Source organism: Amycolatopsis sp. NPDC104775 (assembly GCF_055583325.1).
This window is the reverse complement of record NZ_JBVJOE010000002.1, coordinates 716,228-741,005: the sequence shown is the minus strand read 5'-3', so window position 1 is coordinate 741,005 and position 24,778 is coordinate 716,228. Positions and strand designations below refer to the sequence as shown.

24 protein-coding genes are annotated in these 24,778 nt (G+C 68.3%); 10 read left to right on the top strand and 14 right to left on the bottom strand.

Translation table 11 applies throughout. From position 1 onward, the window contains the following. Window positions 1-41: 41 nt before the first annotated feature. Window positions 42-1,172 carry an MAB_1171c family putative transporter gene (locus tag ACZ63D_RS12345; protein WP_465354352.1) on the top strand — a complete coding sequence of 377 codons (1,131 nt, stop codon included), beginning with the start codon at window positions 42-44 and terminating at the stop codon, window positions 1,170-1,172. Here ACZ63D_RS12345 and ACZ63D_RS12340 read toward each other — a convergent pair. The 5 genes from ACZ63D_RS12340 to ACZ63D_RS12320 all read right to left on the bottom strand — a co-directional run bounded on the left by ACZ63D_RS12340 (window position 1,154) and on the right by ACZ63D_RS12320 (window position 4,341). Continuing rightward, a complete protein-coding gene (locus tag ACZ63D_RS12340; protein WP_465354351.1) occupies window positions 1,154-1,786 on the bottom strand; it encodes a DUF998 domain-containing protein in 633 nt (210 codons plus the stop codon). The genes ACZ63D_RS12345 and ACZ63D_RS12340 overlap by 19 nt on opposite strands. A gap of 82 nt (window positions 1,787-1,868) precedes the next feature. Next, on the bottom strand, window positions 1,869-2,177 hold the full coding sequence (gene trxA / locus ACZ63D_RS12335; protein WP_465354350.1) for a thioredoxin: 309 nt from the start codon (window positions 2,175-2,177) through the stop codon (window positions 1,869-1,871). Next, window positions 2,174-2,572 (bottom strand): MerR family transcriptional regulator, encoded by a 399-nt coding sequence (locus ACZ63D_RS12330; RefSeq protein WP_465354349.1) that lies wholly within the window; start codon window positions 2,570-2,572, stop codon window positions 2,174-2,176. Before ACZ63D_RS12330 ends, trxA begins: the two co-directional genes overlap by 4 nt. Window positions 2,573-2,601: 29 nt before the next feature. Next, window positions 2,602-3,801 (bottom strand): FAD-dependent monooxygenase, encoded by a 1,200-nt coding sequence (locus tag ACZ63D_RS12325; RefSeq protein ID WP_465354348.1) that lies wholly within the window; start codon window positions 3,799-3,801, stop codon window positions 2,602-2,604. Between the two features lie 84 nt (window positions 3,802-3,885). Then, window positions 3,886-4,341 (bottom strand): MarR family winged helix-turn-helix transcriptional regulator, encoded by a 456-nt coding sequence (locus tag ACZ63D_RS12320; protein ID WP_465354347.1) that lies wholly within the window; start codon window positions 4,339-4,341, stop codon window positions 3,886-3,888. A 55-nt stretch (window positions 4,342-4,396) separates the two neighbouring features. Here ACZ63D_RS12320 and ACZ63D_RS12315 point away from each other — a divergent pair, with 55 nt between their 5' ends. Both ACZ63D_RS12315 and ACZ63D_RS12310 read left to right on the top strand, forming a co-directional pair. Further along, window positions 4,397-5,212, top strand: a complete 816-nt coding sequence (locus ACZ63D_RS12315) for a class I SAM-dependent methyltransferase (RefSeq protein WP_465354346.1) — start codon at window positions 4,397-4,399, stop codon at window positions 5,210-5,212. Between the two features lie 80 nt (window positions 5,213-5,292). Continuing rightward, the gene (locus tag ACZ63D_RS12310) at window positions 5,293-6,777 is read left to right on the top strand and encodes an alpha/beta hydrolase (protein WP_465354345.1); all 1,485 of its coding nucleotides are present in this window, start codon (window positions 5,293-5,295) and stop codon (window positions 6,775-6,777) included. A gap of 61 nt (window positions 6,778-6,838) precedes the next feature. Here the strand turns inward: ACZ63D_RS12310 and ACZ63D_RS12305 are convergent, their stop codons facing one another. From ACZ63D_RS12305 to ACZ63D_RS12295, 3 genes are all read right to left on the bottom strand, one after another. Next, window positions 6,839-7,246 (bottom strand): hypothetical protein, encoded by a 408-nt coding sequence (locus tag ACZ63D_RS12305; protein ID WP_009082327.1) that lies wholly within the window; start codon window positions 7,244-7,246, stop codon window positions 6,839-6,841. Window positions 7,247-7,312: 66 nt separating this feature from the next. Beyond that, window positions 7,313-8,701, bottom strand: coding sequence for an aspartate aminotransferase family protein (locus ACZ63D_RS12300; RefSeq protein ID WP_465354344.1), 1,389 nt, complete (start codon window positions 8,699-8,701; stop codon window positions 7,313-7,315). 168 nt (window positions 8,702-8,869) lie between these two features. Then, window positions 8,870-9,355, bottom strand: a complete 486-nt coding sequence (locus ACZ63D_RS12295; protein ID WP_465354343.1) for an Lrp/AsnC family transcriptional regulator — start codon at window positions 9,353-9,355, stop codon at window positions 8,870-8,872. Window positions 9,356-9,543: 188 nt separating this feature from the next. Between ACZ63D_RS12295 and ACZ63D_RS12290 the strand changes: the two genes are divergently transcribed. Then, a complete protein-coding gene (locus ACZ63D_RS12290; protein ID WP_465354342.1) occupies window positions 9,544-10,929 on the top strand; it encodes an APC family permease in 1,386 nt (461 codons plus the stop codon). Here ACZ63D_RS12290 and ACZ63D_RS12285 read toward each other — a convergent pair. The 6 genes from ACZ63D_RS12285 to ACZ63D_RS12260 all read right to left on the bottom strand — a co-directional run bounded on the left by ACZ63D_RS12285 (window position 10,826) and on the right by ACZ63D_RS12260 (window position 17,168). Further along, window positions 10,826-11,734: a class I SAM-dependent methyltransferase gene (locus ACZ63D_RS12285; RefSeq protein ID WP_465354341.1), complete on the bottom strand. Its 909-nt coding sequence runs from the start codon at window positions 11,732-11,734 to the stop codon at window positions 10,826-10,828. The two genes, ACZ63D_RS12290 and ACZ63D_RS12285, sit on opposite strands and share 104 nt — an antisense overlap. A 92-nt stretch (window positions 11,735-11,826) precedes the next feature. Then, on the bottom strand, window positions 11,827-12,318 hold the full coding sequence (locus tag ACZ63D_RS12280; protein WP_465354340.1) for a GNAT family N-acetyltransferase: 492 nt from the start codon (window positions 12,316-12,318) through the stop codon (window positions 11,827-11,829). 1 nt (window position 12,319) lies between these two features. Then, window positions 12,320-13,387, bottom strand: coding sequence for a transcription termination factor Rho (rho, locus tag ACZ63D_RS12275; protein ID WP_465354339.1), 1,068 nt, complete (start codon window positions 13,385-13,387; stop codon window positions 12,320-12,322). 312 nt (window positions 13,388-13,699) lie between these two features. Next, entirely contained in the window at window positions 13,700-14,464 is a 765-nt protein-coding gene (locus tag ACZ63D_RS12270) for an ArsR/SmtB family transcription factor (protein WP_465354338.1), read from the bottom strand. 107 nt (window positions 14,465-14,571) lie between these two features. Next, window positions 14,572-16,026: a M81 family metallopeptidase gene (locus tag ACZ63D_RS12265; protein ID WP_465354337.1), complete on the bottom strand. Its 1,455-nt coding sequence runs from the start codon at window positions 16,024-16,026 to the stop codon at window positions 14,572-14,574. Further along, window positions 16,023-17,168 carry an ROK family protein gene (locus ACZ63D_RS12260; RefSeq protein ID WP_465354336.1) on the bottom strand — a complete coding sequence of 382 codons (1,146 nt, stop codon included), beginning with the start codon at window positions 17,166-17,168 and terminating at the stop codon, window positions 16,023-16,025. Before ACZ63D_RS12260 ends, ACZ63D_RS12265 begins: the two co-directional genes overlap by 4 nt. A gap of 150 nt (window positions 17,169-17,318) precedes the next feature. Here ACZ63D_RS12260 and ACZ63D_RS12255 point away from each other — a divergent pair, with 150 nt between their 5' ends. The 6 genes from ACZ63D_RS12255 to ACZ63D_RS12230 all read left to right on the top strand — a co-directional run bounded on the left by ACZ63D_RS12255 (window position 17,319) and on the right by ACZ63D_RS12230 (window position 24,612). Next, window positions 17,319-19,115 (top strand): peptide ABC transporter substrate-binding protein, encoded by a 1,797-nt coding sequence (locus ACZ63D_RS12255; RefSeq protein WP_465354335.1) that lies wholly within the window; start codon window positions 17,319-17,321, stop codon window positions 19,113-19,115. Window positions 19,116-19,119: 4 nt separating this feature from the next. Next, entirely contained in the window at window positions 19,120-20,079 is a 960-nt protein-coding gene (locus ACZ63D_RS12250) for an ABC transporter permease (RefSeq protein ID WP_465354334.1), read from the top strand. Further along, entirely contained in the window at window positions 20,076-20,906 is an 831-nt protein-coding gene (locus ACZ63D_RS12245; protein WP_465354333.1) for an ABC transporter permease, read from the top strand. Before ACZ63D_RS12250 ends, ACZ63D_RS12245 begins: the two co-directional genes overlap by 4 nt. After that, window positions 20,903-22,528, top strand: a complete 1,626-nt coding sequence (locus ACZ63D_RS12240; RefSeq protein WP_465354332.1) for a dipeptide ABC transporter ATP-binding protein — start codon at window positions 20,903-20,905, stop codon at window positions 22,526-22,528. Before ACZ63D_RS12245 ends, ACZ63D_RS12240 begins: the two co-directional genes overlap by 4 nt. Beyond that, window positions 22,525-23,442, top strand: coding sequence for an ROK family protein (locus ACZ63D_RS12235; RefSeq protein WP_465354331.1), 918 nt, complete (start codon window positions 22,525-22,527; stop codon window positions 23,440-23,442). The genes ACZ63D_RS12240 and ACZ63D_RS12235 overlap by 4 nt, the downstream gene beginning before the upstream one ends. Before the next feature lie 225 nt (window positions 23,443-23,667). After that, window positions 23,668-24,612: an MBL fold metallo-hydrolase gene (locus ACZ63D_RS12230; RefSeq protein ID WP_465354330.1), complete on the top strand. Its 945-nt coding sequence runs from the start codon at window positions 23,668-23,670 to the stop codon at window positions 24,610-24,612. The last annotated feature ends 166 nt before the right edge of the window (window positions 24,613-24,778 follow it).

Below are 24,778 nucleotides of genomic sequence, written 5' to 3'. Positions count from 1 at the left end.
CGTTCCGCCCGCCGGGCACTGAAGGCGTTCCGGGGGCGCGAGTGAACACTCTCAAGATCATCTTATTCTCGCTGTCGGCGGTCTCTTCGTACGCGGCCCTGCTGTACAAGCTTTTCTCGATGCGCCGCTCGTGGCGCGACCCGGCCTACATCGTGCTGATGACGACGCTGATCCTGCAGTGCGTCACCTTCACCCTCGGCGCGCTCTCGCTCAGCATCGGCTCGCTGTTCGGGATCCCCAACCTGGCGATCTTGATCTTGCACCTGGCCGCGGTCGCCTACTGCATCAGCGCGCAACTGCTGCTCATGCTGTGGGCGAATCCGCCTGCGGAGATCCGCACCAGGATCCGGGCGTGGATCGTTTCCGGCGCGGTGCTGTTCGTCGTGCTGACCGTGCTGTTCTTCATCGGCAACAAACCGGGCACTCCGGGCACCGCCTTCGCGGTGGGCAGCAGCGATCCGGTCATCCTCACGTACCTGCTGCTGTTCATCATTTCGCAGGCCGTGCCGTGCGTGACGATCTACCTGCAATGCCTGCCGTACGCCCGGAGCACGTCGAGGGTGTGGCTGCGCCGGACGCTGCGCACGCTCGCGGTCGGCGCGGTGGTGCTGTTCTGCTACTGCGCCACCCGCGCGGTGAACATCGTGAGCCCGGCGCTCGGCTGGCATCTCGGCGCGTGGGCGATCACGCCGTCGGTGTTCAGCGCGCTGGGCATCGTGATCGTGTCGTTCGGGCTGACCATGCCGTCGTGGGGCGAGCACGTCTCGTCGGTCGCGCGATGGCAGCGCAATTACCGGTCTTATCGCGCGCTTTATCCGTTGTGGCATTCGCTGTACGAATCCTCGCCGGGCATCGCGCTCGAACCGCCTGCCGCGGGCGACACCGACCGGCGCTGGTCGGATCTGCACTACCGGCTGCACCGGCGGGTGATCGAAATCCGTGACGGCTGGCGCGCGCTGCGGCCGTACATGGATCGCGCCGACGCCCCGGACGGCGATCAGGCGATGGCCGAGGCCCGCAAGATCCGCCAGGCGCTGGAGGCGAAGACGTCCGGCGTCGCCCCGGCGGAAAGCCAGGACAACGGCGCGTTCGACGACCACGACGCGAAGACGTTCGCCGCCGAGGTCGCCTGGCTCACCCAGGTCTCGGAGGCCTACGCCAAGCTCGGCTGAGGCTGGTCGGCCAGCAATGTCTGGCCCTTGGTCAGCCAGGCGAAACCGAACGCGAACACCGCGAGCGACTCCAGCCAGAGCGTCGGATGCAAAGCCGCGGTGGCGGCGCTGAAAAACAGGCCGTTGACCACGATCAGCGCCAGGCACGCGAGCATCACGATGCCGCAGACCCGGTAAACGACATTGCGCGAACGTTTGCGCTTGGTCGGCGCGCCGTCGTCCTTGGTGAACAGGAAAAGGCAGAAGAACGCGAGGGTGAGGAAGAAAATCGCGGCGAAGACCAGGTGCGCGACGCCGATCGCGTGCTCGGTGGGGGTCGGCGAGACCGGCTGAGTCGGAAACAGCGCGACCCCGATGCCGGCCACCGCCGCGACGTTGGCCGCGATGTCGTCGACTCGGCCGTAACCGCGATAAGCGATCAGGAAGACGCCGATCGCGCACAGCGTGCCGACGAAGACGTTCCGGAGATCGCTGTAGTAATAGCCGCTGAGCGAGCCGAGCAAGCCGCCGCCTTCGAGCAGTTCCTTGCCGACGATCACGACGATCGGCAGCAGGATCCCGAGCACCCCGATGGCGCGGCGAAGGAACAGGTAAGAGCGCACGAAAGCGGTCATGGCACGGCCTTCCCGAAAAGTCGTGCACTCTTTGTACCTGCTCCGTCACCCGCCCACCGGGCAAACGGCGAAGGCCACCGTTTCAGCCCAGCAGGTTGTCCAGTTCGGCGAGCAGTTTCGCCTTCGGCCGGGCGCCGACGAACGACGCCACCGGGGCGCCGTCGCGGAACAGCATCAGCGTCGGCAGCGCCATCACCTGGTAAGTGCGCATGGTTTCGGGATTCTCGTCGGTGTTGAGTTCGCGCACGGTGAGGCCGGGCCGTTCCGCGGAGATCTCGGCGAGCACCGGCGCGATCATCCGGCACGGCGGGCACCAGTCGGCGGTGAAGTCGACCAGGACGGGCTGGTCGTGCTCCAGAACATCGGCGGCGAAGGTGGCGTCGGTGGTCATCGGGACTCCTCGAGTTCGGAAAGGGCGGCGCACGGTTCGGCCGGGCGCGCGGTGGCGGCGGCGAGCTTGTCGAGCAGGGCGGAACGGACCGCGGCGAGGTCGCGCATGCAGGCCTCGACCTCCTCCAGCTTCCGGCGGTACACCTCGACCGAGGCCGGGCACGCGTCGCCCGCCTCGTGGCCGGTGCGGAGGCAGTCGACGAACGGACGGGTGTCGTCGAGGCTGAACCCGACCGTGCGCAGGGTTTGGATTTCCTTGACCAGCCGCAGATGGTCCTCGTCGTACTCGCGATAACCGTTCGCCGCTCGCGCCGCGGGGAGCAGGCCCTGTGCCTCGTAGAAGCGCAGGGCCCGCGTGGTGGTCCCGGTCCGCTGGGCAAGTTCGCCGATCCGCATGACAGCGAAGCTAAACCTTGACGCCAGCGTCAAGGCAAGGCGTGCGCGCGAGGCTGCGGGTACTCACGGAATTTGACCGCGTTCGCCGCGCGGCTGCCCATGTACTCGAAGACGCGGCGGCCGATCGGGCTGGACAGCGAGCGGTACATCCGGTTGCGCTTGCGCAGCTTTTCGGCGGTGGCCGGGACCAGGAAATCGCCCGAACCGGCACCGTTGCGCTGGCCCACGCGGGCGGGTTTGCGCAGCCGTTGCTCGTAGCGAGCGAACGCGGTCACGTGGTCGCCGCCGTCCGCGGCGAGTTCCCCGGCCAAGATCTGCGCTCCCATCATCGCGAGGCCGGTGCCGGATCCGCCCGGCCCGGCGCACCAGGCGGCGTCGCCGAGCAGCACGACCCGTCCGCGAGACCAGCTGTCGAGCTTGATCTGGCCGACGGTGTCGAAGTACAGGTCAGGCGCGTCGGCGACCGCGGTCAACAGTTGCGGAAGCTCCCATCCGGCACCGGCGAAGACGTCGGTGATGATGTCCTTCTGCCGGGCCAGGTCGGGGCGGCCGTAGCCGTCCGGGTCGCCGCGGAAGGTGAGGCCGACGGTGACGGTCGCCGGATCACGGTGGCTGGTGACGATCGCGCCGAGACCGGGTTCGTTGTAGAGCAGACCGGCGTGGTCGAGGCGGAGATGGTTGGGCGCGGTGAACCCGGCGACGTGGTAACCGAGCTCGGTGCGGAACTTCGCCTCCGGCCCGAACGCGGCCGTGCGCACGCCGGAGTGGACGCCGTCCGCGCCGACGACCAGATCGAACCGGCGCGGGGCGCCGTGGCGGAAAGTGACGTCGACTCCGTCGGAGGTCTCGGTCAGCGAGGTGACGCGATCGCCGAAGACGTACTCGGTGTAGTCCTTCGTACGGTCGTACAGGACCCGGGCGAGGTCGCCGCGCAGGACTTCCAGCTCGCCGTTGGTGAACCCGCTCGGCAAGGTGAAGGCGGGCTGTCCGGCCGGGTCGAGCTGCACCTGCTCGCGCAGCGCGGTCTCGTGTTCCCGCAGCTCGTCGAGCAGGCCCATCGCTTCGACGAGCTTCACCTGCTCGCCGCGGAAGTCGACGGCCTGCCCTCCCGGGCGGAGGTGCGGCGCGGCCTCGACGACGGTCACCGAATAGCCATAACGGTGCAGCCAGTAGGCGGCGGACGGGCCCGCCACGCTGGCGCCGGACACGAGAACGGTCTTGCTGGTCATCTCTGCTCCCCTGGATCGGTAGGCGATGCGGCAAGACTGCGGCGCACCGCTTACCGCGCCCGCACGGAGCGCTGACGGACTCGGTCAGTCCTGCGCCAGCCGGGTCAGCATCCGGGAGAAAACGCGGCCGAGCAGCTCCAGCTCGGGTCCGCTGACCTGGTCGAAGAAATACCGGCGGACGAGTTCGCCGTGCTGGCGCTGCGCCGCCGCGACCGCCGCCCGCCCGGCGTCGGTGAGCCGGACGTTCGCCCCGCGCGCGTCCTCGGTGCAGTTCTCCCGCACCACCAGGCCGCGCTTGCACATCCGGCTCACGTGATGCGACAACCGGCTGCGGTCCCATTCGACGGCCACGCCGAGTTCTCGCATTCGCAGCACGCCGTCCGGTTCGTTCACGAGCGGGACGAGGAGGGCGTAATCGGCGCCGGAGATCCCGGCGTCGCGCTCCAGCTGCCGGTCGAGCGCGCTGCCGAGCGCCCGCTGCACGCGCTGGTAGGAACACCAGACCTCGGCCTCGCGCCGATCGGGCACCACGTCCGCCATCCGGCGATTCTACAAAGAGCGGGCGGGATTTCGCGTCGGTGCGTAAGTTGGGAGAGTGACCAGGTCCGCGCAAGAAACCTTCTTTCGTGCCTTCCACGCGAGCCATCCGGCGGTTACCTCGCGCGCTTTCGGCGGCGGACGGTGCGCCGACGGACGGTCGAGTTACGAGCTTCTCCGGGACGAGATCGCCGCCGCGGGGCGCGTACTCGACCTGGCTTGCGGCGACGGATTCCTGCTCGACCTCCTTGGTGCGGCGGGACATCAGGCGATCGGGGTCGACGTGTCGAGCGCGGATCTGGCCCTCGCCCGGCAGCGTTCGGCGACGGTGGTGGAGGGCCGGGCGGAGCAACTGCCGTTCGCGGACTGCGCGTTCGATTCCTGCGTGTCGCACATGGCGTTCATGCTGATGTCCGAAATCGACCAGGTGGCTTCGGAACTGGCGCGCGTGCTGCGGCCGGGCGGGCAGCTGGCGCTCGTCCTCAGCGGCGGGGAGGACGGCGGCGAGGCGCGTGCGCTGTTCGGCAAGCTGTTGCGGGAAATCCTCGCCGACGTGCCGCCTGAGCAGCGCATGCCCCCGCTCGGCGACAAGCGCACTCAAACTCGGGCGGGGCTGGACGAAATCCTCGTCCCGGCCGGGTTCGCTCCCGTTCAGTGGCGCACCGAGGAGATCGACTTCAGCGGTTCGCTCGAGCAGGTCTGGGATTTCGTCTCGGCCGTCTACAACCTCTTCCCGCTCGGCGAACCCGCTTGCCAGGCGCTGAAAACCGCTTTCTTCGCCGAAGCACCGGCGCTGGCCGGGCCGGACGGGCTGATCCCGCTGGTCTTCCACGTCCACCTCGCCAGCACCCAAACCGTCCACAAAGGACACTAAACCCGCCCTAGTGGCACCGGTCACCTTCTGGCAAGATCGAGGGCTCGGACGTCACCAGTTCACGCCGAAGGGGCAGGACATTGGGTCTGGGCAGGAAACTGGCCGTCGCCAGCACCGCGGTCACCGCGGCGACGGCGTTGTTCACCGCGGCACCGGCGAGCGCCGCACCCGCGGCGATCGACTGGAAACCTTGTCCTACCGGGCAGGGAGCCGAATGCGGCAAGCTCACCGTGCCGCTCGACTGGGACCATCCCGGCGACGGCACGATTCAGCTCGCGCTCGCGCGGCGCAAGGCCACCGATCCCGCGCACCGGATCGGTTCGGTGCTGATGGATCCCGGCGGGCCGGGCGGCGCGGGAGCGGGCGAGGTGCAGAACGGCTGGTCGCTGTCGCCGAAGGTCGCCGCGCGGTTCGACACGGTCGGGTTCGATCCGCGCGGGGTCGGGGAAAGCACCGCGATCAAGTGCGGGCTCGACGAACTCACCGCGAAAAACCCGGTGCTGCCGAAGGATTCCGGCGAATTCCAGCAGTTGCTCTCCTACAACCGCGCGCTCGGGCGCAGCTGCGACCGGATCACCGGGCCGCTCGCCAGCCGCTCCGACACTCGCAGCGTCGTGCGCGACATGGACGCGATCCGCGCCGCGCTCGGCGACCAGAAGCTCACTTACTACGGCGTTTCCTACGGCACGCTGATGGGCCAGCAGTACGCCGAGGCGTACCCGGACCGGGTGCGCGCGCTCGTGCTCGACAGCAACATGGACCACTCGATCCGCAGCACCTGGGAGTTCTTGAAGACGGAAACCCAGGCCACGCAAGAGTTGTTCGAGCAGTTCACCGACTGGTGCGACCGGACGGCCTCGTGCGCGCTGCACGGCCAGGACGTCAGCGCGGTGGTGGCGGACCTGTACGCCCGCGCCGAACGCGGCGAGCTCGGCACCCCGGACGACCGGCTCGACCCGATGGCGTTCGTCGGGCTCGTCTCGCAGAACTTCTACGGCCCCACCTGGGGCAAGCTCGCGAAGAGCCTGGTCGACCTGCGCGACGGGAAACCCGCCGAGTCATCGTTCGCGAAGGACGACCTCCCCATCCCGAACCCGTTCAATAGCGTCTTCTGCTCCGACTGGCGGCTGCCGATCACCAGCTTCCCCCAGCTCGACAGCTACCGCCGCGCGCTCTCCCGGGTGTCGCCGGACCTGCACTTCTCGCCGCTGGGCTGGAGTGCGGCGGCCGGCTGCGCGGGCTGGCCGAGCCCGGTGCGCAACCCGCAGCACCCGCTGTCGGTCCGGCCTGGAGTGCCGATGCTGATGCTGAACAGCCGGTATGACCCGGCTACGCCGTACAGCTGGGCGGTGCGCGCGTCGCAGCAGTCCGGTGCTCCGCTGCTCACCTACGAGGGCTGGGGGCATGGCGCGTACTTCAAGAAAAGCCAGTGCGTCATCGACGCCGCGGACGCCTTCCTGATCGACGGAACCAGCCCAGGCCGCGGCAAGCATTGCCCGGCGGTCGAGCCGGAGGTTCAGTCCAGGATGGACGGTGTGCGAGCGCCGAGTACGCAACTGTACTGAGACAACGAAAAGCGGGGCACTGATCGGCTCAGTGCCCCGCTTTTTCGGGTGGTGGCGCGGCTCAGTAGTCGTCACGCCCGGTGAACTGCTGTTCCAGCAGCTCGGCCGAACCGGCGACGAGTTCGAGCGGATCGGTGAACTCGTTGAGGTCGAGGTTGAGCAGCGGCAGCGAGTGCCGCAGCACGAGGTGCTCGCCCATCACCACGAGCCCGCCGACCACCAGCGTCTGGCCTACCTCGGTCAGCACGGTCAGCAGATCCACCTCGTCCACGCGGGCGAACGGGGTGGCGATCTGCACCCAGTCCTCGCGCTGGTCGAAAATCTCCCGGGCGATCACCACGACCTGCGCCCGCCCCGTCGTCTCCGCGTCGTCGCCGAACAGGACCCGGATCCGGATTTCGCCCGGGTCGTCCCGGATCACCCGGTAGGTCTGCCTGATGTAGGCGACCAGGTCATTCCACTGCGCCACGCGCTTTCCTCCCGTTGGTAGGCAACGAAGATCAGCGTAGCGGGACAACCCGCGCGACAGCGGGCGTCAGAGCAACTTCCACGCTCCGGTGAGCGCCTGGCGCAGAATTTGCTCCATCTCGTCGAACTGCGGCTGGTCGCAGATCAACGGCGGCGACAGCTGGACCACCGGCTCGGCGCGGTCGTCGGCACGGCAGTAGAGACCTCCCTCGAACAGTGCGTTCGAGAGATAACCGCGCAAAACGCGTTCCGATTCCTCGGCGGTGAAGGTCTCCTTGGTCGCTTTGTCCTTGACGAGTTCGATGCCGTAGAAGAATCCGGTGCCGCGCACGTCGCCGACGATCGGCAGATCGGTCAGCCGGTCGAGGGTCGCCCGGAAGGCGGTTTCCTTTTCCAGCACATGGCCGTAAAGGTTCTCGCGCTCGATGAGATCGAGGTTAGCCAGCGCGACCGCGCATGAAACCGGGTGTCCGCCGTAGGTCGAGCCGTGCATGAAGGTCGCCTCGCCGCCGGCGAACGGCTCCATCAGCGCCTCGCTCGCGAGCACCGCGCCGAGCGGCGCGTAACCCGAGGTCAGGCCCTTGGCGGTGGTGATGATGTCCGGCTGGTAGCCGTATCGCTTGGCCGCGAAATCGTAGCCGACCCGGCCGAAGGCGCAGATCACTTCGTCGGAGACCAGCAGCACGTCGTGTTTGTCGCAAATCTCGCGAACCCGCTCGAAATAACCCGGCGGCGGGACAAAGCAGCCACCGGTGTTTTGCACGGGTTCGAGGAATACCGCGGCGACCGTGTCGGCACCCTCGAATTCGATGGCCTGCTCGATTTGATCAGCGGCCCATCGGCCGTAGGCCTCGTAATCGTCGGCGTGCTCGGGCGCGCGGTAGAAGTTCGTGTTCGGCACGCGCAGAGTACTCGGCACGAGCGGCTCGAAATCGGCCTTCGCCCCGGGAATTCCGGTGATCGACAGCGCGCCCTGCGACGTGCCGTGATACGCCAGCGCGCGGCTGATCACCTTGTGCTTAGTGGGTTTCCCGGTCAGCTTGAAGTACTGCTTGGCGAGTTTCCACGCCGTTTCGACGGACTCGCCGCCGCTGACGGTGAAGAACACGCGGTTGAGATCGCCCGGCGACGCAGCAGCCAGACGTTCAGCGAGTTCGAGTGCGGGCGGATGGGCGTGGCCCCAAAGCGGGAAGTACGCGAGCTGTTTCGTTTGCCGCGCAGCGGCTTCGGCCAGTTCCTCGCGGCCGTGGCCGACCTGCACCGCGAACAGCCCGGCGAGCCCGTCGAGGTAGCGCTTCCCGGTGTCGTCCCAGATGTAGGCGCCCTCGCCGCGCACGATCACCGGGATGTCGGCGGTGTCGGCGCGGCTGTGGCGCGTGAAGTGCAGCCAGAGGTTGTCGCGTGCGGCGGTGCCCGAGCCGGGGGTGATCCCGGCGGGTTCGGCGGTCGTGGTCATGGCTCCTCGAAACGGGCCTCGAAGCTGCCGGCACGCACCGAGGCGCACCGGCCGGACTTCTCGGTTATCGCACGAGCCGACGCTGGTTGGCAAGCGGATCAGTCGCCACTGCCACCCACAACGACTAATTTCACCATTCTCATCGAGACAGACCTTCGGATTTCGTCGTCACCCGCGGTGCATGCCCCACTGGTACGACTGTTTCCGCAGCTTGAGGTACACGAGCGTCTCCGCGGTGCGCACCCCGGGCAGCGTCCGGATGCGGTTGGAGATCACGTCGAGCAGCGCGTCGTCGTCGGCGCAGAGCACCTCGCACAGCACGTCGAAGCGGCCGGCGCAGAGCACGACGTAGTCGATCTCGTCCATTTCGGCCAGTGCGTCGGCGACCGGATCGAGCGGGCCGTCGACCGTGATCGCGACCATCGCCTGGCGCAAAAGCCCGACCTGCAAGGGATCCGACACCGCGACGATCTGGATCACGCCCGAATCGGACAGTCGCTGCACCCGCTGGCGGACCGCCGCCTCGGACAGTCCGACCGCCTTGCCGATCGTGGCGTACGGCCGTCGTCCGTCCTCTTGCAACTGGGAGATGATCTGCTTCGAAATGTCGTCGACCACCGGCGGCGCGGGCCGGTTCGGGTCCTGGCTCTGCATCCCCGGATCATCTCGGGTCACCGGCCGCCCGGGCAACCGGGGCCGTGGCAGATCATCGCTCTGAGTGTCCAGATGACCCGTCGGCCGGGGTGATCGACAACGGATTTCGTCGTCTTTCCGGCGTTGACAACGGCAAACCCGTCCTGTTCCATCCGTCGAATTCCAGCGCCGCCGACGGAGGGATCCCCATGCCGCCTCATCCGGTCCCCGTCCAGACCGACACTGCCGCCGGTTCGCCCGCGCCACGCTCGCTGACCAGATCCATCGGCGTCGGCGGCGGAACCCTGCTGACGCTGAGCTGCGTGACCCCGGCGTCGTCGTTGTTCGTGCTCGTCCCGCCGTTGTTCGGCTCGCTCGGCACCGGCACCGCGCTGGCCATCGGGCTCGCCGTGCTGCTGTGCGTGGGCATCGCGTTCTGCTATTCCGAGCTCGGCACGCTGGTGCCGAGCTCGGGCGGCGAGTACGCCATGGTGTCGACCGTGGTCAGCCGGTTCGCCGGATGGATCACCTTCATGCTGTCGTTCATCGTGATCCTGGTGGTGCCGCCGATCATCGCGATCGGAGTGGCCGACTACCTCGCGGTCATCGTGCACGTCGACCCGTCGGTAGCGGGTGCGCTGGTGATGCTGGCGTCCACCGGGATGGGCCTGGTGAACCTGCGCTCGAACGCGTGGCTGACCGGGATTTTCCTGGTGATCGAGATCGTGGCGATCGTCGTGGTGTCCGTGCTCGGCTTCGCGCACAGCGACCGGCCTGCCGCGGTGCTCGTGCGGCCCAGCATGGACGGGGTGCATCCGATTGCGCTGGTCTCGGTGATCGCCGGGCTGGCCGTGGCGTTGTTCGTGGTGCAGGGGTTCTCGACCGCGGTGTATCTGGCCGAGGAAATGCGGGAGCCGCACAAAACGGTCTCGCGGACGGTGTTGTGGACGCTCGGCATCAGCGCGGTCGTGATTCTCGTGCCGGTCATCGCGATCACGCTCGGCGTGCCAGACCTCGCGACCCTGCAGAACCTCGACCTGACCGCCCTCGTGGTGGGCTGGAGCAGTTCGACCTTCGGCACGATCGTGAGCCTGTGCATCGCGGCGGCGATCGTGAACGCGGTGATCGTGATGGTGATCCAGAATTCGCGCGTGCTGTATGCGTCGGGCCGGGATCACGCGTGGCCGGAGCCGGTGAATCGCGCGTTGAGCGTGGTGAGCCCGCGGTTCGGTGCGCCGTGGGTGGCGACGCTCGTGGTGGGCGTTTCGGAAGCGGTGTTGTGTTTCGTGCCGGTGGAGACACTGAGCGGCGTGACCGGGGTGGCCGTGGTGGCGCTGTACTTGGCGATTTCGGTGAGCGTGCTGTGGGCGCGGCGACCGGCACACCGGCGTCCGCACGTGTGGCGGATGCCGGGGTGGCCGGTGGTGCCGGGTGTCGTGGTGCTGGTGCTGGGTTATGTGCTGGTGTCACAGAGCTTGCTGGACCTGGCGATTACCGCTGGGGTGCTGGTGGTTTCAGCTGGGTACTGGTGGGGGTATTTGCGGTGCCGGCCGGATCGGTGGCTGGTGACGGTGCCCTCACCCGGGCCCGGGTGAGTACGGACAGCTCGGTCGGGCGCAGTGCGTCGCCGCGGTCCCATTCGGCGAGCGTTTCGCGTTGCCGGACGTGTTCGATCGGCTCGAGCAGGTGGTCGCGCAGGAGCGCGGCCATCTGCTCTGTGCTGAGAAAGGTTCGCCAGGGCTCGCCGTTTTCGGCCGCTGCGGCCATGACCAGCTCCGCGTAGGTCTGCCCGGCCTCGTCGCGGAATTCGACGGGGAGGAGATGTTCGACGACGAGTTCCGTTCCTGGAGCGAAACTGCTGATCGCGTGGAGAGTGTGGCTGATCGCTTCCTCGGTGAGGTACATCGTGACGCCTAGCCAGCTGACCAGCGCGGGGCGGGTGGGGTCGAATCCGGCTTGCCCGAGGAGATCGGTCAGTGGTTGTTCTTTCTCGAAGTCCACGGCGACGAATTCGACTGTCTTGGGTGTGGGGATGCCGTTGTCGGCCAGAAGTTTTCGCTTCCAGTGCTGCGTGCCTGGGGTGTCCACTTCGAACACGCGGATGTGGTCGGCTCCGCGGTAGGCGTAGGAGTCCAGGCCCGCGCCGAGGATCACGTATTGGTCGACGCCCAGTTCCGCCAACCGGTTCTCGGTGTAGCGGCTGCGAGTGACGGCTGTCGTGCGGGCACCGGCCAGGGCGGGGTGGCTGCCGTAGGACAGGTGGTAGCCGAGCAGTTCTTCGGCGCGGTCTCCCAGGAGGGTTTTCGCGAGCGGGTCGGCGAAAATGGGCGGACGCTCGTCAACGAGCAGATGCGCGGCCCGTGCTGCGGCGGAAAGGAGAGCGGTGCGGCTGGGGGTCATGAGATCGGACTTTAACCCACCATTGTGCGATTATAGCACAATAAGGAATTTTTCGAAAGAGCTGAGCGATTCCGCTTCGGCAACGGCGGGGGTTAATTGCCCAGGGAGATCGTGTAGAGGGTGAAGGGTTCGCCGCGATGCGGGAAGTCGTGGCGGTAGGTGAAGCCGAGGCGTTCCATCACCGCACGGGAGCGAACGTTGTGCACCTCGGTGAAGGCGACGACTTCGGTCGCCCCGAGTTCTCGGGCGCGGGCCAGGCCAGCGAGGCCGATTTCGGTGGCATAGCCGTTTCCCCAGTACACCTCGCGAATCGCCCAGCCGATCTCCAGTCGTCGCGCGCCAGAAACGTCCTGATAGGACAGTCCACCGCGGCCGACAAGTTCTCCGGAATTCCGGTGGTAGGCCAGCCATTTGCCGACGCCGTCGCGATGCCAGCTTCTGCCGATCTCCGCGGCGCGGGCTTCCGCGTCAGCGCGGGTCCAGTCGCCGTACCAGCGGGCGATGCCGGGGTCCTGGTGCAACCGGTACAGTTCATCGGCACAATGCGGGCCGATCGGAGACAGCCGGAGGCGTTCAGTCTCCACCTCAGGCGGCCGCTGTGGACGGGACGGCCAGTGAAGCGCTTACCCGCGCGATGAATTCCGCGTTCGACTTTGTCGTGCGGACCTGTTCCAGGAACTGTTCCGCGGCCCGCTTCGGGTCCTGAGTGGACAGTGCGCGGCGGACCTCGTTCATCACGGCGAGTTCTCGCGGCGGGACGATCAGTTCGTCGCGGCGGGTGCCGGAGCCGAAGAAGTCCACCGCGGGGAACACCCGGTGGTCGGCGAGCATCCGGTCCAGGCGGAGTTCCGAGTTTCCGGTGCTTTTCAGTTCCTCGAAGAACACCGTGTCCGCCAGCGAACCGGTGCCTACCAGCGCCGTGGCGATGATGGTGAGCGAGCCGCCGTCTTCGATGTTCCTTGCCGCGCCGAGGATTTTCTTCATCGGGTGCAGCGCACTGGCGTCGACGCCGCCGGACAGGACGCGGCCGGAGGTGCGGGCCGCCAGGTTGTACGCGCGGCCGAGGCGGGTCAGCGAATCGAGCAGCAGCACGACGTCGCGGCCGGTTTCGACGAGGCGTTTCGCGCGTTCCAGAGCCAATTCGGCGACCGCGGTGTGTTCGGCGGGCTTGCGGTCGAAAGTGGACGCGACGACCTCGCCGTGCACCGAGCGGGTCATGTCGGTCACTTCTTCGGGACGCTCGTCGGCGAGCAGCACCATCAGGTGCGCCTCCGGGTGGTTGACCGCCACGGCTTGCGCGATCGCTTGCAGCACAGTGGTTTTTCCGGTGCGCGGCGGCGCGACGATCAGGGCGCGCTGGCCCTTGCCGAGCGGTGCCACCAAATCGAGGACGCGCGTGGTGAGCTGATGCCTGCTGGTTTCGAGGACCAGTCGCTGGTTCGGGTGAATGGGGGTGAGTTTGTCGAAATCGGGACGCTTTTCTCCGGGCGGGCGGCCGTTGACGGAGACGAGTTCGCCGTTGTCGAGGACGAGTTCGTCGCCGCGGCGCAGGCCGTGCGTGCGGATCAGCGAGAGCGGCACGGACGGGCCGCCGGGGGCGTACCCCAGTGCGGCGGTTTTGCCGTGGATGTCGAGGATTCCTTGCTGTGTCATGGTTGTGGCTCCTTGAGCGGTGACAGTCGACGCGAGAACGCGGACCGCGAGAGATGCGAAGCGGGTCGGGTGACCGACTTCGGGAAAGTCGCCGAACCTCGTCGCGTGAACGCACGCTGACGGAGGGGGCGGAAACCCCGGGGCGGCGGGGCCGACTTCCTGGGGTATGCGGTGAGAGTAGCGCATCGGATCCGGCCGCACAACTGGCACTGCACGCGAAAGGGGCCTCATGAGGGTTCACCCGGCGGAAACCGGCCCTCACAAGGCCCCAACAATCCTGGCCGCGGGTCTATTCCCGGCGGCTCGCGACGGTCACGGCATCTCCCACGGAGCCTGTGGCAACACGTGCCCGGTCTCCAGCAGCGACTTCAAATTCGACAGCACCGCCGCCCAGCCGCCGGACACGTCCTGGTGCGCCTTCTCGTCTGGCAGGTCCTCGTGCGTCACGGTCAGCCGAACGATGCCCTCGTGCTGTTCGATGTCGAAGGTCGCGCGGGACGGTTCCTGGTCCTTCGGACCGTTCGGGTCGTACCAGGTGGTGACCAGGCGCTTCGGCGGGTCCACTTCGATGACCTCGCCCTCGACGTCGGCGATGCCGGACCCGTCGTTGCGCACGTGCGCCCACCGTGAACCCTTCTGCCAGTCGGATTCGTTGCGATGTCCCCAATACTGCCCGGTCAACTCGGGGTCGGTGAGCGCGTGCCACACCTTTTCCGGCGTGCTCTGAATGTAGGTCACGTACACAAAACTCGGCTTCATGGCTTCCTCTGCTCGACGTTTGACGGCACTGAGCATCCGCAGCCGCGGCTGCTCGAACCGGTCCACCCACCGCTCCTGCATCTCGTGCAGCGGCACCGGATTCAGGTAGTGCAGCTTTTCCCGGCCGCGGCGCACGCTGGTCACCAGATTCGCCGCCTCCAGCACGGACAGGTGCTGGGTCGCGGACTGCCGCGTCATCTCCAGCCGGCGGCACAGCTCGCCCAGCGTCTGCCCGTTGTCCTCGCGCAGCTGGTCGAGCAGGTACCGGCGGGTCGGATCCGCCAGCGCCTTGAACACTTTGTCCAGGTCGGGTTGCACACTGACAGTAAGGCAGGTAAATGCCTGCCTGTCAAGTATGCCGAGGTGAACATAAGTCAGCGCCAAGGCGAGTTACTGATCGCCCCGGCGCTGACTACGGATAGTGCTCAGAAGACCTCGGGTTCGAGCGAGGGTGCCGCCATGTCGGCGTCGAAGGGGAACATCGGCCGGACGATGCCGGAGTGGCCCAGCCGGAGCAGGTCCTGGTCGACGCCGCCGGGCGTGAGGGCCAGCAGCCAGTCCGCGGCCATGTCGTACAGCTCCGGTTCGAGGTAGCCGATCTTCACGATCACCACATCCGCCTCGCGCGGGCGCAGGCCGAGCGCGTGGAAGTCGGATTCGAGGTGATACGGCTTGCGGCGCGCGGTCACGATCACTCGCAGACCGCCGACAGCCAGCGCCACCGCGGTTCCGGCGACCGGGTCGTCGGTGTCGATCGCGGCCACCTGCGCGGTGAGCGCGACCGGGCCGTGCGGACCGGAGTCGACTTTTCCGCCCAGCTGCACCGAAATCGTCGCGCCGACACCGGCTTCGACCGCCGCCGCGACGGCTTCCGGGTCCACAATGGCCGCGTACAAAGTGGTCAGCTCTGAGTCCACAATGGCCGGAGTGTTCAGCAGGACATCCAAGCTCCACGACGTGTCCCCGGCCCCGCCCGCGGTCGGGTTGTCGCCGGAATCGCTGATAAAGAACGGGCGCGCTTCCGAAGCGGCCGCTTGCGCGAGGCATTCCGGCAAGGTGCCGGTCGGGGCGACGAACGCGAAGTCGTGCCGAGCGTCCCAATAGGACTGTGCGAGCCGCTGGGCTTCCTTGGAGATCACCGAAACGTCGTCGCCCATCACCACCACCGCGGCTTGGCAGCGTGGTTCGTCCGCCCACGCGTAGCCGACCCAGATCGCCGCGTCCAGGACTCCGTCCAGTGCCTCAACGGTATCCACCGCCGCGTAAATGCTCTTCGCCGGTTCGAGCCGGGTGCTGGTCTTCTCCCCCGGCAGCAGCACCGGAACCTGCACCCAAGCCTTCTTCGGCCGACCGCCGGAGCGCAGCCGCGAAACCAGATTCCGCGCGGCCCGCTCGCGGGTCTCCCACGCGTCCTCGTGCGGAGCCATCCGGTAGCAGGTGATCAGGTCCAGCGCGGTGACGAGTTCGCGCGAAACGTTGCCGTGCAAGTCCATCGACGCCGACACCAGGACATCCGGGCCGACAATGGACCGGATCTCCTGCGCGAGCGCAGCCTCCACATCGGACCGGCCGACGACGCTCATCGCACCGTGGATGTCGAAGAACAGCCCGTCCAGCTCGCCCGCCGAACGCAGCCGGTCCAGGATTTCCCCGGACAGCTCGGCGTAAGCCTCTTCGGTGACCGCGCCGCCGGGAAGCGACCGGGCGTCGACCAGCGGAACCCATTCCACCTCGGCGGCCCAGTCCGCGCCGAGAAAGTCGTAGCGGGCCAGCAGATCGTCGCCGCGCAGTACGCGAAAGTCGTCCACAGTGGACCGATGCGGCGAGAAGGTACTCGATTCGATGGCGATTCCGGTAATCCCGACCCGCAGCTTCTTCATCGTCCACTCCGTTTGATCGCTTGTTCGAACACCGCGTCCAGCGCGAGCGCGCCCGCGCCGTAGAGTCCCGCGTCCGCACCGAACCGCACCCGGTCGATCCGCAGTTCCCTGGTAGCCAAAGGAAGACACCGTTCGTACAGCGCACCGCGCACCGCCGCGACGAACGCTTCCGAGCCGGACAGCGCGCCGCCGAGCAGCACCTCGTCCGGGTTGCTGAAGTTGACCACCGTGGCCAGCACTTCGCCGAGACGCAGCCCCGCACGCCGGACGGCCGTGGTCGCTTCGGGATGGCCGTCCTCGGCCGTGGCCATCACCTGGGCAGTGGTTTCCAGCTTCAATCCCTGCGCCCGCAACTGTCCGACGAGCGCGGCACCGCTGGCCACCACTTCCAGACAGCCGCGATTCCCGCAGGTGCACGGCTGATCCTCGGCGGCGGGCACGCGGACATGGCTGATGTCGCCCGCGACCCCGGCCCGGCCGCGGTAAAGCTCGCCGCCCAGCACGATGCCCGACCCGATGCCGGTACCGGCTTTCACCACCAGCAACGTCCGGCCGGGCGCGCCGGAGACGGATTCGCCCGAGGCCAGCATGTTCGCGTCGTTGTCCACGACCACCGGCAGCTCGAAGTGCTCCGCCAGCGCCTCCCGCACCGGGAAACCGCGCCAGCCGGGCATCCGCGACGGCAGCGTGATGGTGCCCGCGCCGACGTCCACCGGACCCGGGAACGCGACGCCGAGGCCGAGCGCCTGGCCCGGGCACTGCGCGCCCGCCATCACATCGCGCACCGCGGCCGCGAGCCCGGCGACCAGTTCGCGCGGTTCCTGGCTGATGTCCAGCGGTCGTTCGTGCACCTGCAGCAGGTTGCCCGCGATGTCGAGCGCGCCGATCCGCACGTGCCGCGAGCCGACGTCGGCGGCCCAGACGTGGCCGAACTCCGCGTTGACCGACAGCAGCTTCGGCCGCCGCCCGCCCGCGGACCGGCCCTCGCCGGACTCGTTCAGCACCCCGGCGGACATCAGCGCCTGCGTGCGCACCGACACCGTCGATTGCGGCAGCCCGAGCGTGCGCGCCAGGTCCATGCGCGACCTCGCGTGGCCGTGCGCGACCAGCCACAACAGCCGCAGCGGTCCGGCCGGATCCACCGCGTCACCTCTTTCATCAATCCTGATGTAACTAAACCGTTCGACAAGCCTCTTGGCATTTCCCGTCTCTCGTGCGAGATTACCCGACAGCCAGGACACGGCATAGTGCCTGGCGGTGGTCTTTCATCAGAGTTGTTGGAAGTGATGCGAATGGCTCGACGCCCGTGGCGCGCCGCGCTCGGGGTCACGCTCGCCGCCGCGCTGGCGTTGTCCGGCTGCGCGGCGAGCCGGGAACCGCACGGCGGCGGTTCCGGCACCCCGAAAACCGGCGGCACCGTGCGGTTCGCGATGCCGCCCTCGGCGACGCCGAACTGGATCATGCCGTTTTCGATCCCCGGCTACGGCGGGTCGTACAACGCCATGATCCGGTCCACCATGTACGTGCCGCTGTACAGCTACGACGGCAGTTCCGGCTCGGTCACGCTCGACGACGCCGCGAGTGCGGCGAACGTGCCGCGCTACTCCCCCGACGGCAAGACCGTGACAATCACGCTCAAGCCGCTGACCTGGGCCACCGGCGAGCCGCTGACCAGCCGGGACGTCGAGTTCTGGCTCAACCTCGCCCGCGCGGGCAAGGACAACTGGGGCAAGTACTCGAAGGGCCTGATCCCGGACAGCATCACCGGCTTCCACGCCGTGGACGACCGCACGTTCACGTTGACGCTGGACAAGGCGTACAACCCCGACTGGTTCACCGCGAACCAGCTCAGCCTGATCATCCCCATGCCGCACGCGTGGGACCGGACCAGTGCCGCAGGCCCGGTCGGCGACCACGACCGCACCCCGGACGGCGCGAAGCAGGTCTTCGATTTCCTGGTCGGCCAGGCGAAACAGCTCGGCAGCTACGCGACGAATCCACTGTGGAAGGTCGTGAACGGCCCGTTCACGCTGGCCGGCTTCACCACGTCCGGCGAGGTGACGCTGCGGAAGAACCCGAAGTACACCGGGCCGGACCCGGCGAAGCTCGACACCGTCCGGTTCCTGACCTTCACCAGTTCGTCGGCGGAGTACAACGTGCTGCGCGCCGGCGGCGTCGACTACGGCTACCTGCCGACGTCGAACCTCGGCCAGCGCCCGAAGCTGGAGGAGCAGGGCTACCGGGTCGAACCGTGGAACGGCTGGTCCATCACGTATTCGCCGTACAACTTCAACAATCCGAAGCTGGGCAAGGTGTTTTCCCAGCTGTACGTGCGGCAGGCGATCCAGCATGCGGTCGACCAGGACGCCATCACGTCGGTGATCTGGCGCGGCGCCGCCCGCGTCGGCTACGGCCCGGTCCCGCAGGACAACGACACGAAGTACCTGTCGCCCAAGCAGAAGACCAATCCGTACCCGTTCGACCTCAACAAATCGCGGCAGTTGCTCGCCGACCACGGCTGGAAACCCGGCTCCGACGGCGTTCTCCTGTGCGCGGACGCCAAACTATGCGGCGAGGGCATCGCCGAAGGCACCCGGTTGTCGCTGACCATGCTGACCGAGTCCGGTTCCGACGAAACCGACGGCACGATGCAGGAACTGCGCTCGCAGCTGTCGAAGGCCGGCATCGAGATGAAGATCAACGCCCAGCCGCTGAACACGGTGCTGGCCAACGGAACCACGTGCAAACCGGAGGAACCTTCGTGCAGCTGGCAGCTGTCCTACTTCGGCACGCAGGGCAGTTGGTACTTCCCGGCGAACCCGAGCGGCGAGGACCTGTTCGCGACCGGCGCGGGCACGAACTTCGGCGGCTACAGCGATCCGAAGGCGGACAAGCTGATCGCGGCCACGAACCTGGCGTCGGACGACCGGGCGATGCTCGAGTACAGCGCCTATCTGGCCGAGCAGCTTCCGGTGCTGTGGCTGCCGAATCCGCCGTATCAGGTGTCGGCGATCGACACCGCGCTGCACGGCGTGACCCAGGACCCGATGGCCGGTCTGCTTCCGCAACGCTGGTTCTGGACGAGGTGAGGACATGACGCGCTACATCCTCCGCAGGCTCGTGCTGGCCGTGGTGGTCGTGCTGCTGGTCACCGTGGTGACGTTCGTGCTGCTGCATTTGCTGCCCGGCGGCCCGGCTCGCGGCGTGCTCGGGGTGAAGGCCACCGAGGCACAGATCGCCGCCTTCAACCACGCGCAAGGCTTCGACCAGCCGCTTCCGGTGCAGTACTGGGATTACCTGCTGCGGTTGCTGCAGGGTGACCTCGGCGAGTCGTACACGCAGAACTCGCCGGTGAGCACCCTGCTGGCCGAGCGGATGCCAAAGACCTTGCTGCTCACCGTGGTGTCGACCGCGCTCGCGATTCTCGTCGCGCTGCCGCTCGGCGTGTGGCAGGCGGTTCGCCGCGGCCGTACCGCGGACGTGCTCACCACAGCCATCACGTTCGTGCTCTACGCGACGCCGGTGTTCTTCCTGTCGCTGGTGCTGATCATCCTGTTCGCGCAGGTCTTGCCATGGTTCCCGGCGCAAGCCGCGCAAGGCGAAACGATCGGCGAACTGCTGTCTCAACCGGGCGCGCTGGTACTGCCGGTGCTAGCCGGGACCGGTGCCGCGCTCGCCGCGTTCAGCCGGTACATGCGAGCGTCCACTCTGGACAGCCTGTCCGAGGACTTCGTGCGCACCGCGCGGGCCAAGGGAACGCCGGAACGCACGATCATCTGGCGGCACGTCTGGCCGAACTCGCTGACCTCGGTGGTCTCCATGCTCGGCTACTACGTGCCGGTGGTGTTCGGCGGCTCGCTGGTCGTCGAATCGATGTTCAACTACCCCGGCATCGGCCTGCTGTTCTGGACCGCGACCCGCACCGCCGATTTCCCGGTGCTGCTGGGCGTCGTGCTCGTGATCGCCGTGGCGACCGTGCTCGGCTCCCTGCTCGCGGACCTCATCCAGCTGGCGATCGACCCGCGGGTGCGGGTGAAGGGAGCGCGGTCGTGACCGTCCTTTCGCGGCTGTTTGCCCGCAAATCCGCGGTGGCGGGCGCGGTCCTGCTGCTGCTCGTCGTGGCGTTCTGTTTCCTCGGGCCGGTGTTCTACGGCACCGACCAGTCGCACACCGACCTCGCCTCGGCCCGGCTCGGCCCCGGTTCCGGGCACCTGCTCGGCACCGACGACCTCGGCTACGACGTGCTCGGCAGGCTCATGGTCGCCGGCCGGACGTCGCTGATCATCGGCGTGCTGGCAGGGCTGATCGCGACCGCGATCGGCGCGGTGTGGGGCGCGGTCGCCGGGTACACCGGCGGCTGGCTGGACACCGTGCTGATGCGGATCGTCGACACCGGCGTCGCGATCCCGGCGCTGTTCCTGCTGCTGGTGGCCGCGACGCTGGTGACGCCGAGCGTCGGCGTGCTGGCGCTGCTGATCGGCGCGGTGTCGTGGCTGGTGCCCGCGCGGCTGATGCGCGCGGAAACGGTGAGCCTGCGCGAACGCGACTACATCCGGGCCATCACCGTGCTCGGCGCGAGCCGCACGCGCGTGGTGTTCCGGCACATCATCCCGAACGCGATCGGCACCGTGGTGGTGAACGCGACGTTCCAGATCGCCGACGCGATCCTGCTCGTGGCGTACGTCAGCTTCCTCGGCCTCGGCGTGCCCGCCCCCGACACCGACTGGGGCGCGATGCTCTCTAAAGGAATTACCTACACCTTCGACGGTGCGTGGTGGCTGATTCTGCCGCCGGGCATCGCGATTGTCCTGGTGGTGTGCGCGATCAACTTCCTCGGCGACGGGCTGCGCGACGCGTTCGCGGTGAAGGGGCGACGATGAGCGAAGCAGTGCTGGACATCCGTGACCTGCGGGTGTCCTATGCGGACGGTGCGACTGCGGTCGACGGGCTGAGCCTGTCGACCGCGCCCGGCGAGATCGTGGCGGTGGTCGGCGAGTCCGGCTCCGGCAAGAGCACGGCCGCGCTCGCGGTGCTCGGGCTGCTGCCCGGCTCCGCGCGGGTCACCGGGACGATCGAACTGGCCGGGCAGAACGTGCTCGACCTGCGCGGCGAAGACCTGCGGAAACTGCGCGGGCCGGGCGCCGGGATGGTGTTCCAGGAACCGATGACCGCGCTGAACCCGTTGCGGACCATCGGTTTCCAGCTCGCCGAGGCGATCCGCAACCACGACCCGGCGCGGCTGCGGCACCGCCGCTACCACGACCGGTGCGCCGAACTGCTCGACCGCGTCGGCGTCCCGGAACCGGCCGCGCGGCTGAAGCAGTACCCGCACGAGCTGTCCGGCGGTCTGCGGCAGCGCGTGATGATCGCGATCGCGCTCGCGGCCGGGCCCAAGCTGATCATCGCGGACGAGCCGACCACCGCGCTCGACGTCACGGTGCAGCAGCAGATTCTCGACCTGCTCCGCGATATCCGCGAACACGAAGGCACCGCGACGCTGCTGATCACGCACAATATGGGTGTGGTCGCCGATGTCGCGGATCGCGTCGCGGTCCTGCGGAACGGTAAGCTCGTGGAAGAAGCTCCGGCGGTGGAACTGTTCGCGGCGCCGAAGGCCGAATACACCCGGGAACTGCTGGCCGCGGTTCCGCAACTGGGCACGTTCTCGCACGAGCCAGCGGGCGAAGAAAGCCGGAAGCCGGTGCTCGCCCTGTCGAAGGTGGTAGTCGAGTACGGCGGACGGCGGGTGGTAAACGACGTTTCCCTGTCCGTCTCGCCCGGGGAGATCGTCGGGCTGGTCGGCGAATCCGGTTCGGGGAAAACCACGCTCGGGAACTGCGCGCTGGGATTGGTCACGCCGAAATCCGGCGCCGTCGAGGTGCTCGGCGGGCCGCTGCCGAAAGGCACCGGCCGCTCCGCGCGGGCGATCCGGCGGCAGATCGGAGCGGTGTTCCAGGACCCGGCGTCGTCGCTCGACCCGAGGATGACGGTCGCGCAGACCGTCGCCGAACCGCTGGTGGTCCACACCTCGGCCGGCCGCGCCGAGCGGCAGCGGCGGGTGCGGGAGCTGCTCGACGCGGTGGAGCTGCCGGAAAGCCTGCTCGACCGGTACGGGCACGAGCTGTCCGGCGGGCAACGGCAGCGGGTGAGCCTCGCCCGTGCCCTGGTGCTGGGCCCGAAGCTGCTGATCGCCGACGAACCGACGAGCGCGCTGGACGTATCCGTGCAGGCAGCGGTGCTGGAAGTGTTCCGGCGGCTGCATCGCGAGTTCGGCTTCGGCTGCCTGTTCGTGAGCCACGACCTCGCGGTGGTCGACAGCCTGTGCGACCGGGTGGCGGTGCTGCGCGCGGGCGAACTGGTGGAGGAAGGCCCGGCGGAGACGGTGTTGCGCACTCCGGAACACCCGTACACGCAGGCGTTGCTGCTCTCCTCACCGGTACCGGACCCGCAGCTGCAGCGAAGCCGGCGCGAGGCGCTGGCCGGCGCGGACCCCGCGGCGTGACGGGGTTGCGGGCCGGAGTCGACATCGGCGGGACGAAAACCCTGGTGGTGGTATGCGACGAGGACGGCACGGAACTGGGCTCAACGTCCGCGCCGTCCGAAGCGCACCGGGGCGGCGCGGCGATCCTCGACCGCGCGGCCGAGCTGGTCAGCTCGCTGGTGCCGGACCACGCGGCGCTCGCCGGAGTCGGCGTGGGAGCGGCGGGCGTCGTCGACCCGGTGACCGGGACAGTGCTGGTCACCGGCGATTCGTTCACCGGCTGGGCGGGCACGCCGGTCAACGCCGAGCTGTCCGCGCGGCTCGGCGGCGTGCCGGTGCGCACCGTCAACGACGTGGACGGATTCCTGCTCGGCGAGCTGCTCCCGGGCGAGCGGAACGTGCTCGGCGTCGCGGTCGGCACCGGGGTCGGCGGCGCGTTGTTCGTGGACGGGCGGCTGCTGTACGGCGGCTCGACCGGGGCTGGCGAGATCGGGCACGTCGGGCGTTACGGGGAAGAAAGGTGCAGTTGCGGGCAGATCGGGCACCTTGAGGCGTACGCGGCCGGACGGTCCTTGTCCCGCCGTTATGCCGAGGCGACCGGCCGGACCCTCGCCGCGGAGGCCGTCGCCGCGGAAGCGCTCGCCGGGGATCAGGCGGCGGAAGCGGTGTTCACCGACGCGGGCCGGTTCGTCGGCCAGGCGATCGCGCACGCGGCCGGGCTGCTCGGCATCGCGACCTGCGTGCTCGGCGGTTCGGTGGTCAAGTCCTGGGCTCTGCTGGAGAAACCGGTGCGGGAAGCGCTGGATGAACGGCCGCTGCTGTCCGGGAAACCGGTGTCCGTCCGGCTCTCCCGGCACGGGGCGAAGTCCGTAGCGCTGGGGGCGGCGAGCCTCACTGGTGGTATTCAACGATTACCGGACGTGAGCAACCCCTGACCAGTCCTCTGTGGACCATCGAGAAAACCGTGGCCTCGGGGTATACGCTGTCGGGCACCGACGGAGCCGGGGGCAACGATGCGCGCGAAGCTGGACGGAACGGGACAACCGAGAACGGCGGGAGACCATCCGCGTGAGCGTGGTCTCCACCCCGCTGACAGCAGGTGACTTGGTCTATACCATTCCGGTGATCATTTCCCGTCCGGTGGCCCACGAGGGGATCCCATGCCCGTCATCAGGCGCAATATCGTCCCGCTCCGGTATTCCGACCCGAGCGTCGTCGCCTACGTGCGCAGCCCGAGCGACTGGATGGTGTCCAACTGCGGCTGGATCCGGGGCCGGGAAGGGGTTCTGCTCGTCGACACCTGCGGCACCGAACGCGACACGCTCGACCTGGTCGGCGACGTCCGCAAGTACTCGACCGTCGAAATGCCGCTCACGCTCGTGCTGACCCACGCGCACGGCACCCACCACAACGGGGCCGGGGTCGCGCTGCGCAACGGCGGCCGGATCCTGGCCGCGCCCACCGCGGTGCCGATCGTCCGGGCCGGGCCGCAGTGCGACGAGGAGATCTTCGCCTGCGCGAACTGGGGAAAGCTCGAGGCGCCGCCGCCCGAAGCGGTGCACGCGGTGATCGAACCGGTCGAAGTGGACCTGGGCGGCGTGGTCGTGGAGGTCGTGCCGTTTCCCGGGACCGCGCACACCGACGGCGACCTCGTGCTGTTCGAACCGCGCACCGGGACGCTCTTCACCGGCGACCTGCTGTCGGTCGGGTCCACGCCGTTCGCCGTGCACGGCTCGATCCCGGGCTGGCTGACCGCGCTGGACTGGCTCGACAAAATGTTCCCGGACGTCCGCACCTTCGTGCCCGGGCACGGCGGGCTCAGCCATCCGGGCAGTTTCCCGGTGGCGGTGCTGCGCACTTATCTGCACTGGCTGCTCGACGCGACCGCGGGTCCGGGGACGCCGGACTTCCCCGAACTCGCCACGATCGCCCGCCGCCGCTGGCCGACGTGGACAGTCCCGGAACGGCACATCGGGAATCTGCTGCGCGCGCACGCCGACCAGCACGGGCACCAGCTCTCGCCCGCCGAAGCGATGCGCGCGATCCGCGACGCCGCCGGCGGCAAGATCGACCTGGACGCACTGCTCGGGCTCGGCAAGTCTTAACGGGCGGGAAATCGATTCCCCGAGCGGCTGCCGCGGCTCTCGACCGTTTCCGCGAGTACGTGAGGGGAACCCCGAGGGACTCTGATTCCCTCACGTACGTCCGCATCGTCTCGAGGCCGGGAAACCGCTATTTCCCCTGGACAGCCAGAAGGGCGCCGCCGGGAAT

Bases quoted from the DNA above. Each gene is read 5' to 3' on its own strand.
- ACZ63D_RS12340 (WP_465354351.1), bottom strand. From the start codon at position 1,786: ATGACCGCTTTCGTGCGCTCTTACCTGTTCCTTCGCCGCGCCATCGGG.
- trxA (WP_465354350.1), bottom strand. From the start codon at position 2,177: ATGACCACCGACGCCACCTTCGCCGCCGATGTTCTGGAGCACGACCAG.
- ACZ63D_RS12330 (WP_465354349.1), bottom strand. From the start codon at position 2,572: ATGCGGATCGGCGAACTTGCCCAGCGGACCGGGACCACCACGCGGGCC.
- ACZ63D_RS12325 (WP_465354348.1), bottom strand. From the start codon at position 3,801: ATGACCAGCAAGACCGTTCTCGTGTCCGGCGCCAGCGTGGCGGGCCCG.
- ACZ63D_RS12320 (WP_465354347.1), bottom strand. From the start codon at position 4,341: ATGGCGGACGTGGTGCCCGATCGGCGCGAGGCCGAGGTCTGGTGTTCC.
- ACZ63D_RS12300 (WP_465354344.1), bottom strand. From the start codon at position 8,701: ATGACCACGACCGCCGAACCCGCCGGGATCACCCCCGGCTCGGGCACC.
- ACZ63D_RS12295 (WP_465354343.1), bottom strand. From the start codon at position 9,355: ATGCAGAGCCAGGACCCGAACCGGCCCGCGCCGCCGGTGGTCGACGAC.
- ACZ63D_RS12290 (WP_465354342.1), top strand. From the start codon at position 9,544: ATGCCGCCTCATCCGGTCCCCGTCCAGACCGACACTGCCGCCGGTTCG.
- ACZ63D_RS12285 (WP_465354341.1), bottom strand. From the start codon at position 11,734: ATGACCCCCAGCCGCACCGCTCTCCTTTCCGCCGCAGCACGGGCCGCG.
- rho (WP_465354339.1), bottom strand. From the start codon at position 13,387: ATGACACAGCAAGGAATCCTCGACATCCACGGCAAAACCGCCGCACTG.
- ACZ63D_RS12265 (WP_465354337.1), bottom strand. From the start codon at position 16,026: ATGAAGAAGCTGCGGGTCGGGATTACCGGAATCGCCATCGAATCGAGT.
- ACZ63D_RS12255 (WP_465354335.1), top strand. From the start codon at position 17,319: ATGGCTCGACGCCCGTGGCGCGCCGCGCTCGGGGTCACGCTCGCCGCC.
- ACZ63D_RS12250 (WP_465354334.1), top strand. From the start codon at position 19,120: ATGACGCGCTACATCCTCCGCAGGCTCGTGCTGGCCGTGGTGGTCGTG.
- ACZ63D_RS12240 (WP_465354332.1), top strand. From the start codon at position 20,903: ATGAGCGAAGCAGTGCTGGACATCCGTGACCTGCGGGTGTCCTATGCG.
- ACZ63D_RS12230 (WP_465354330.1), top strand. From the start codon at position 23,668: ATGCCCGTCATCAGGCGCAATATCGTCCCGCTCCGGTATTCCGACCCG.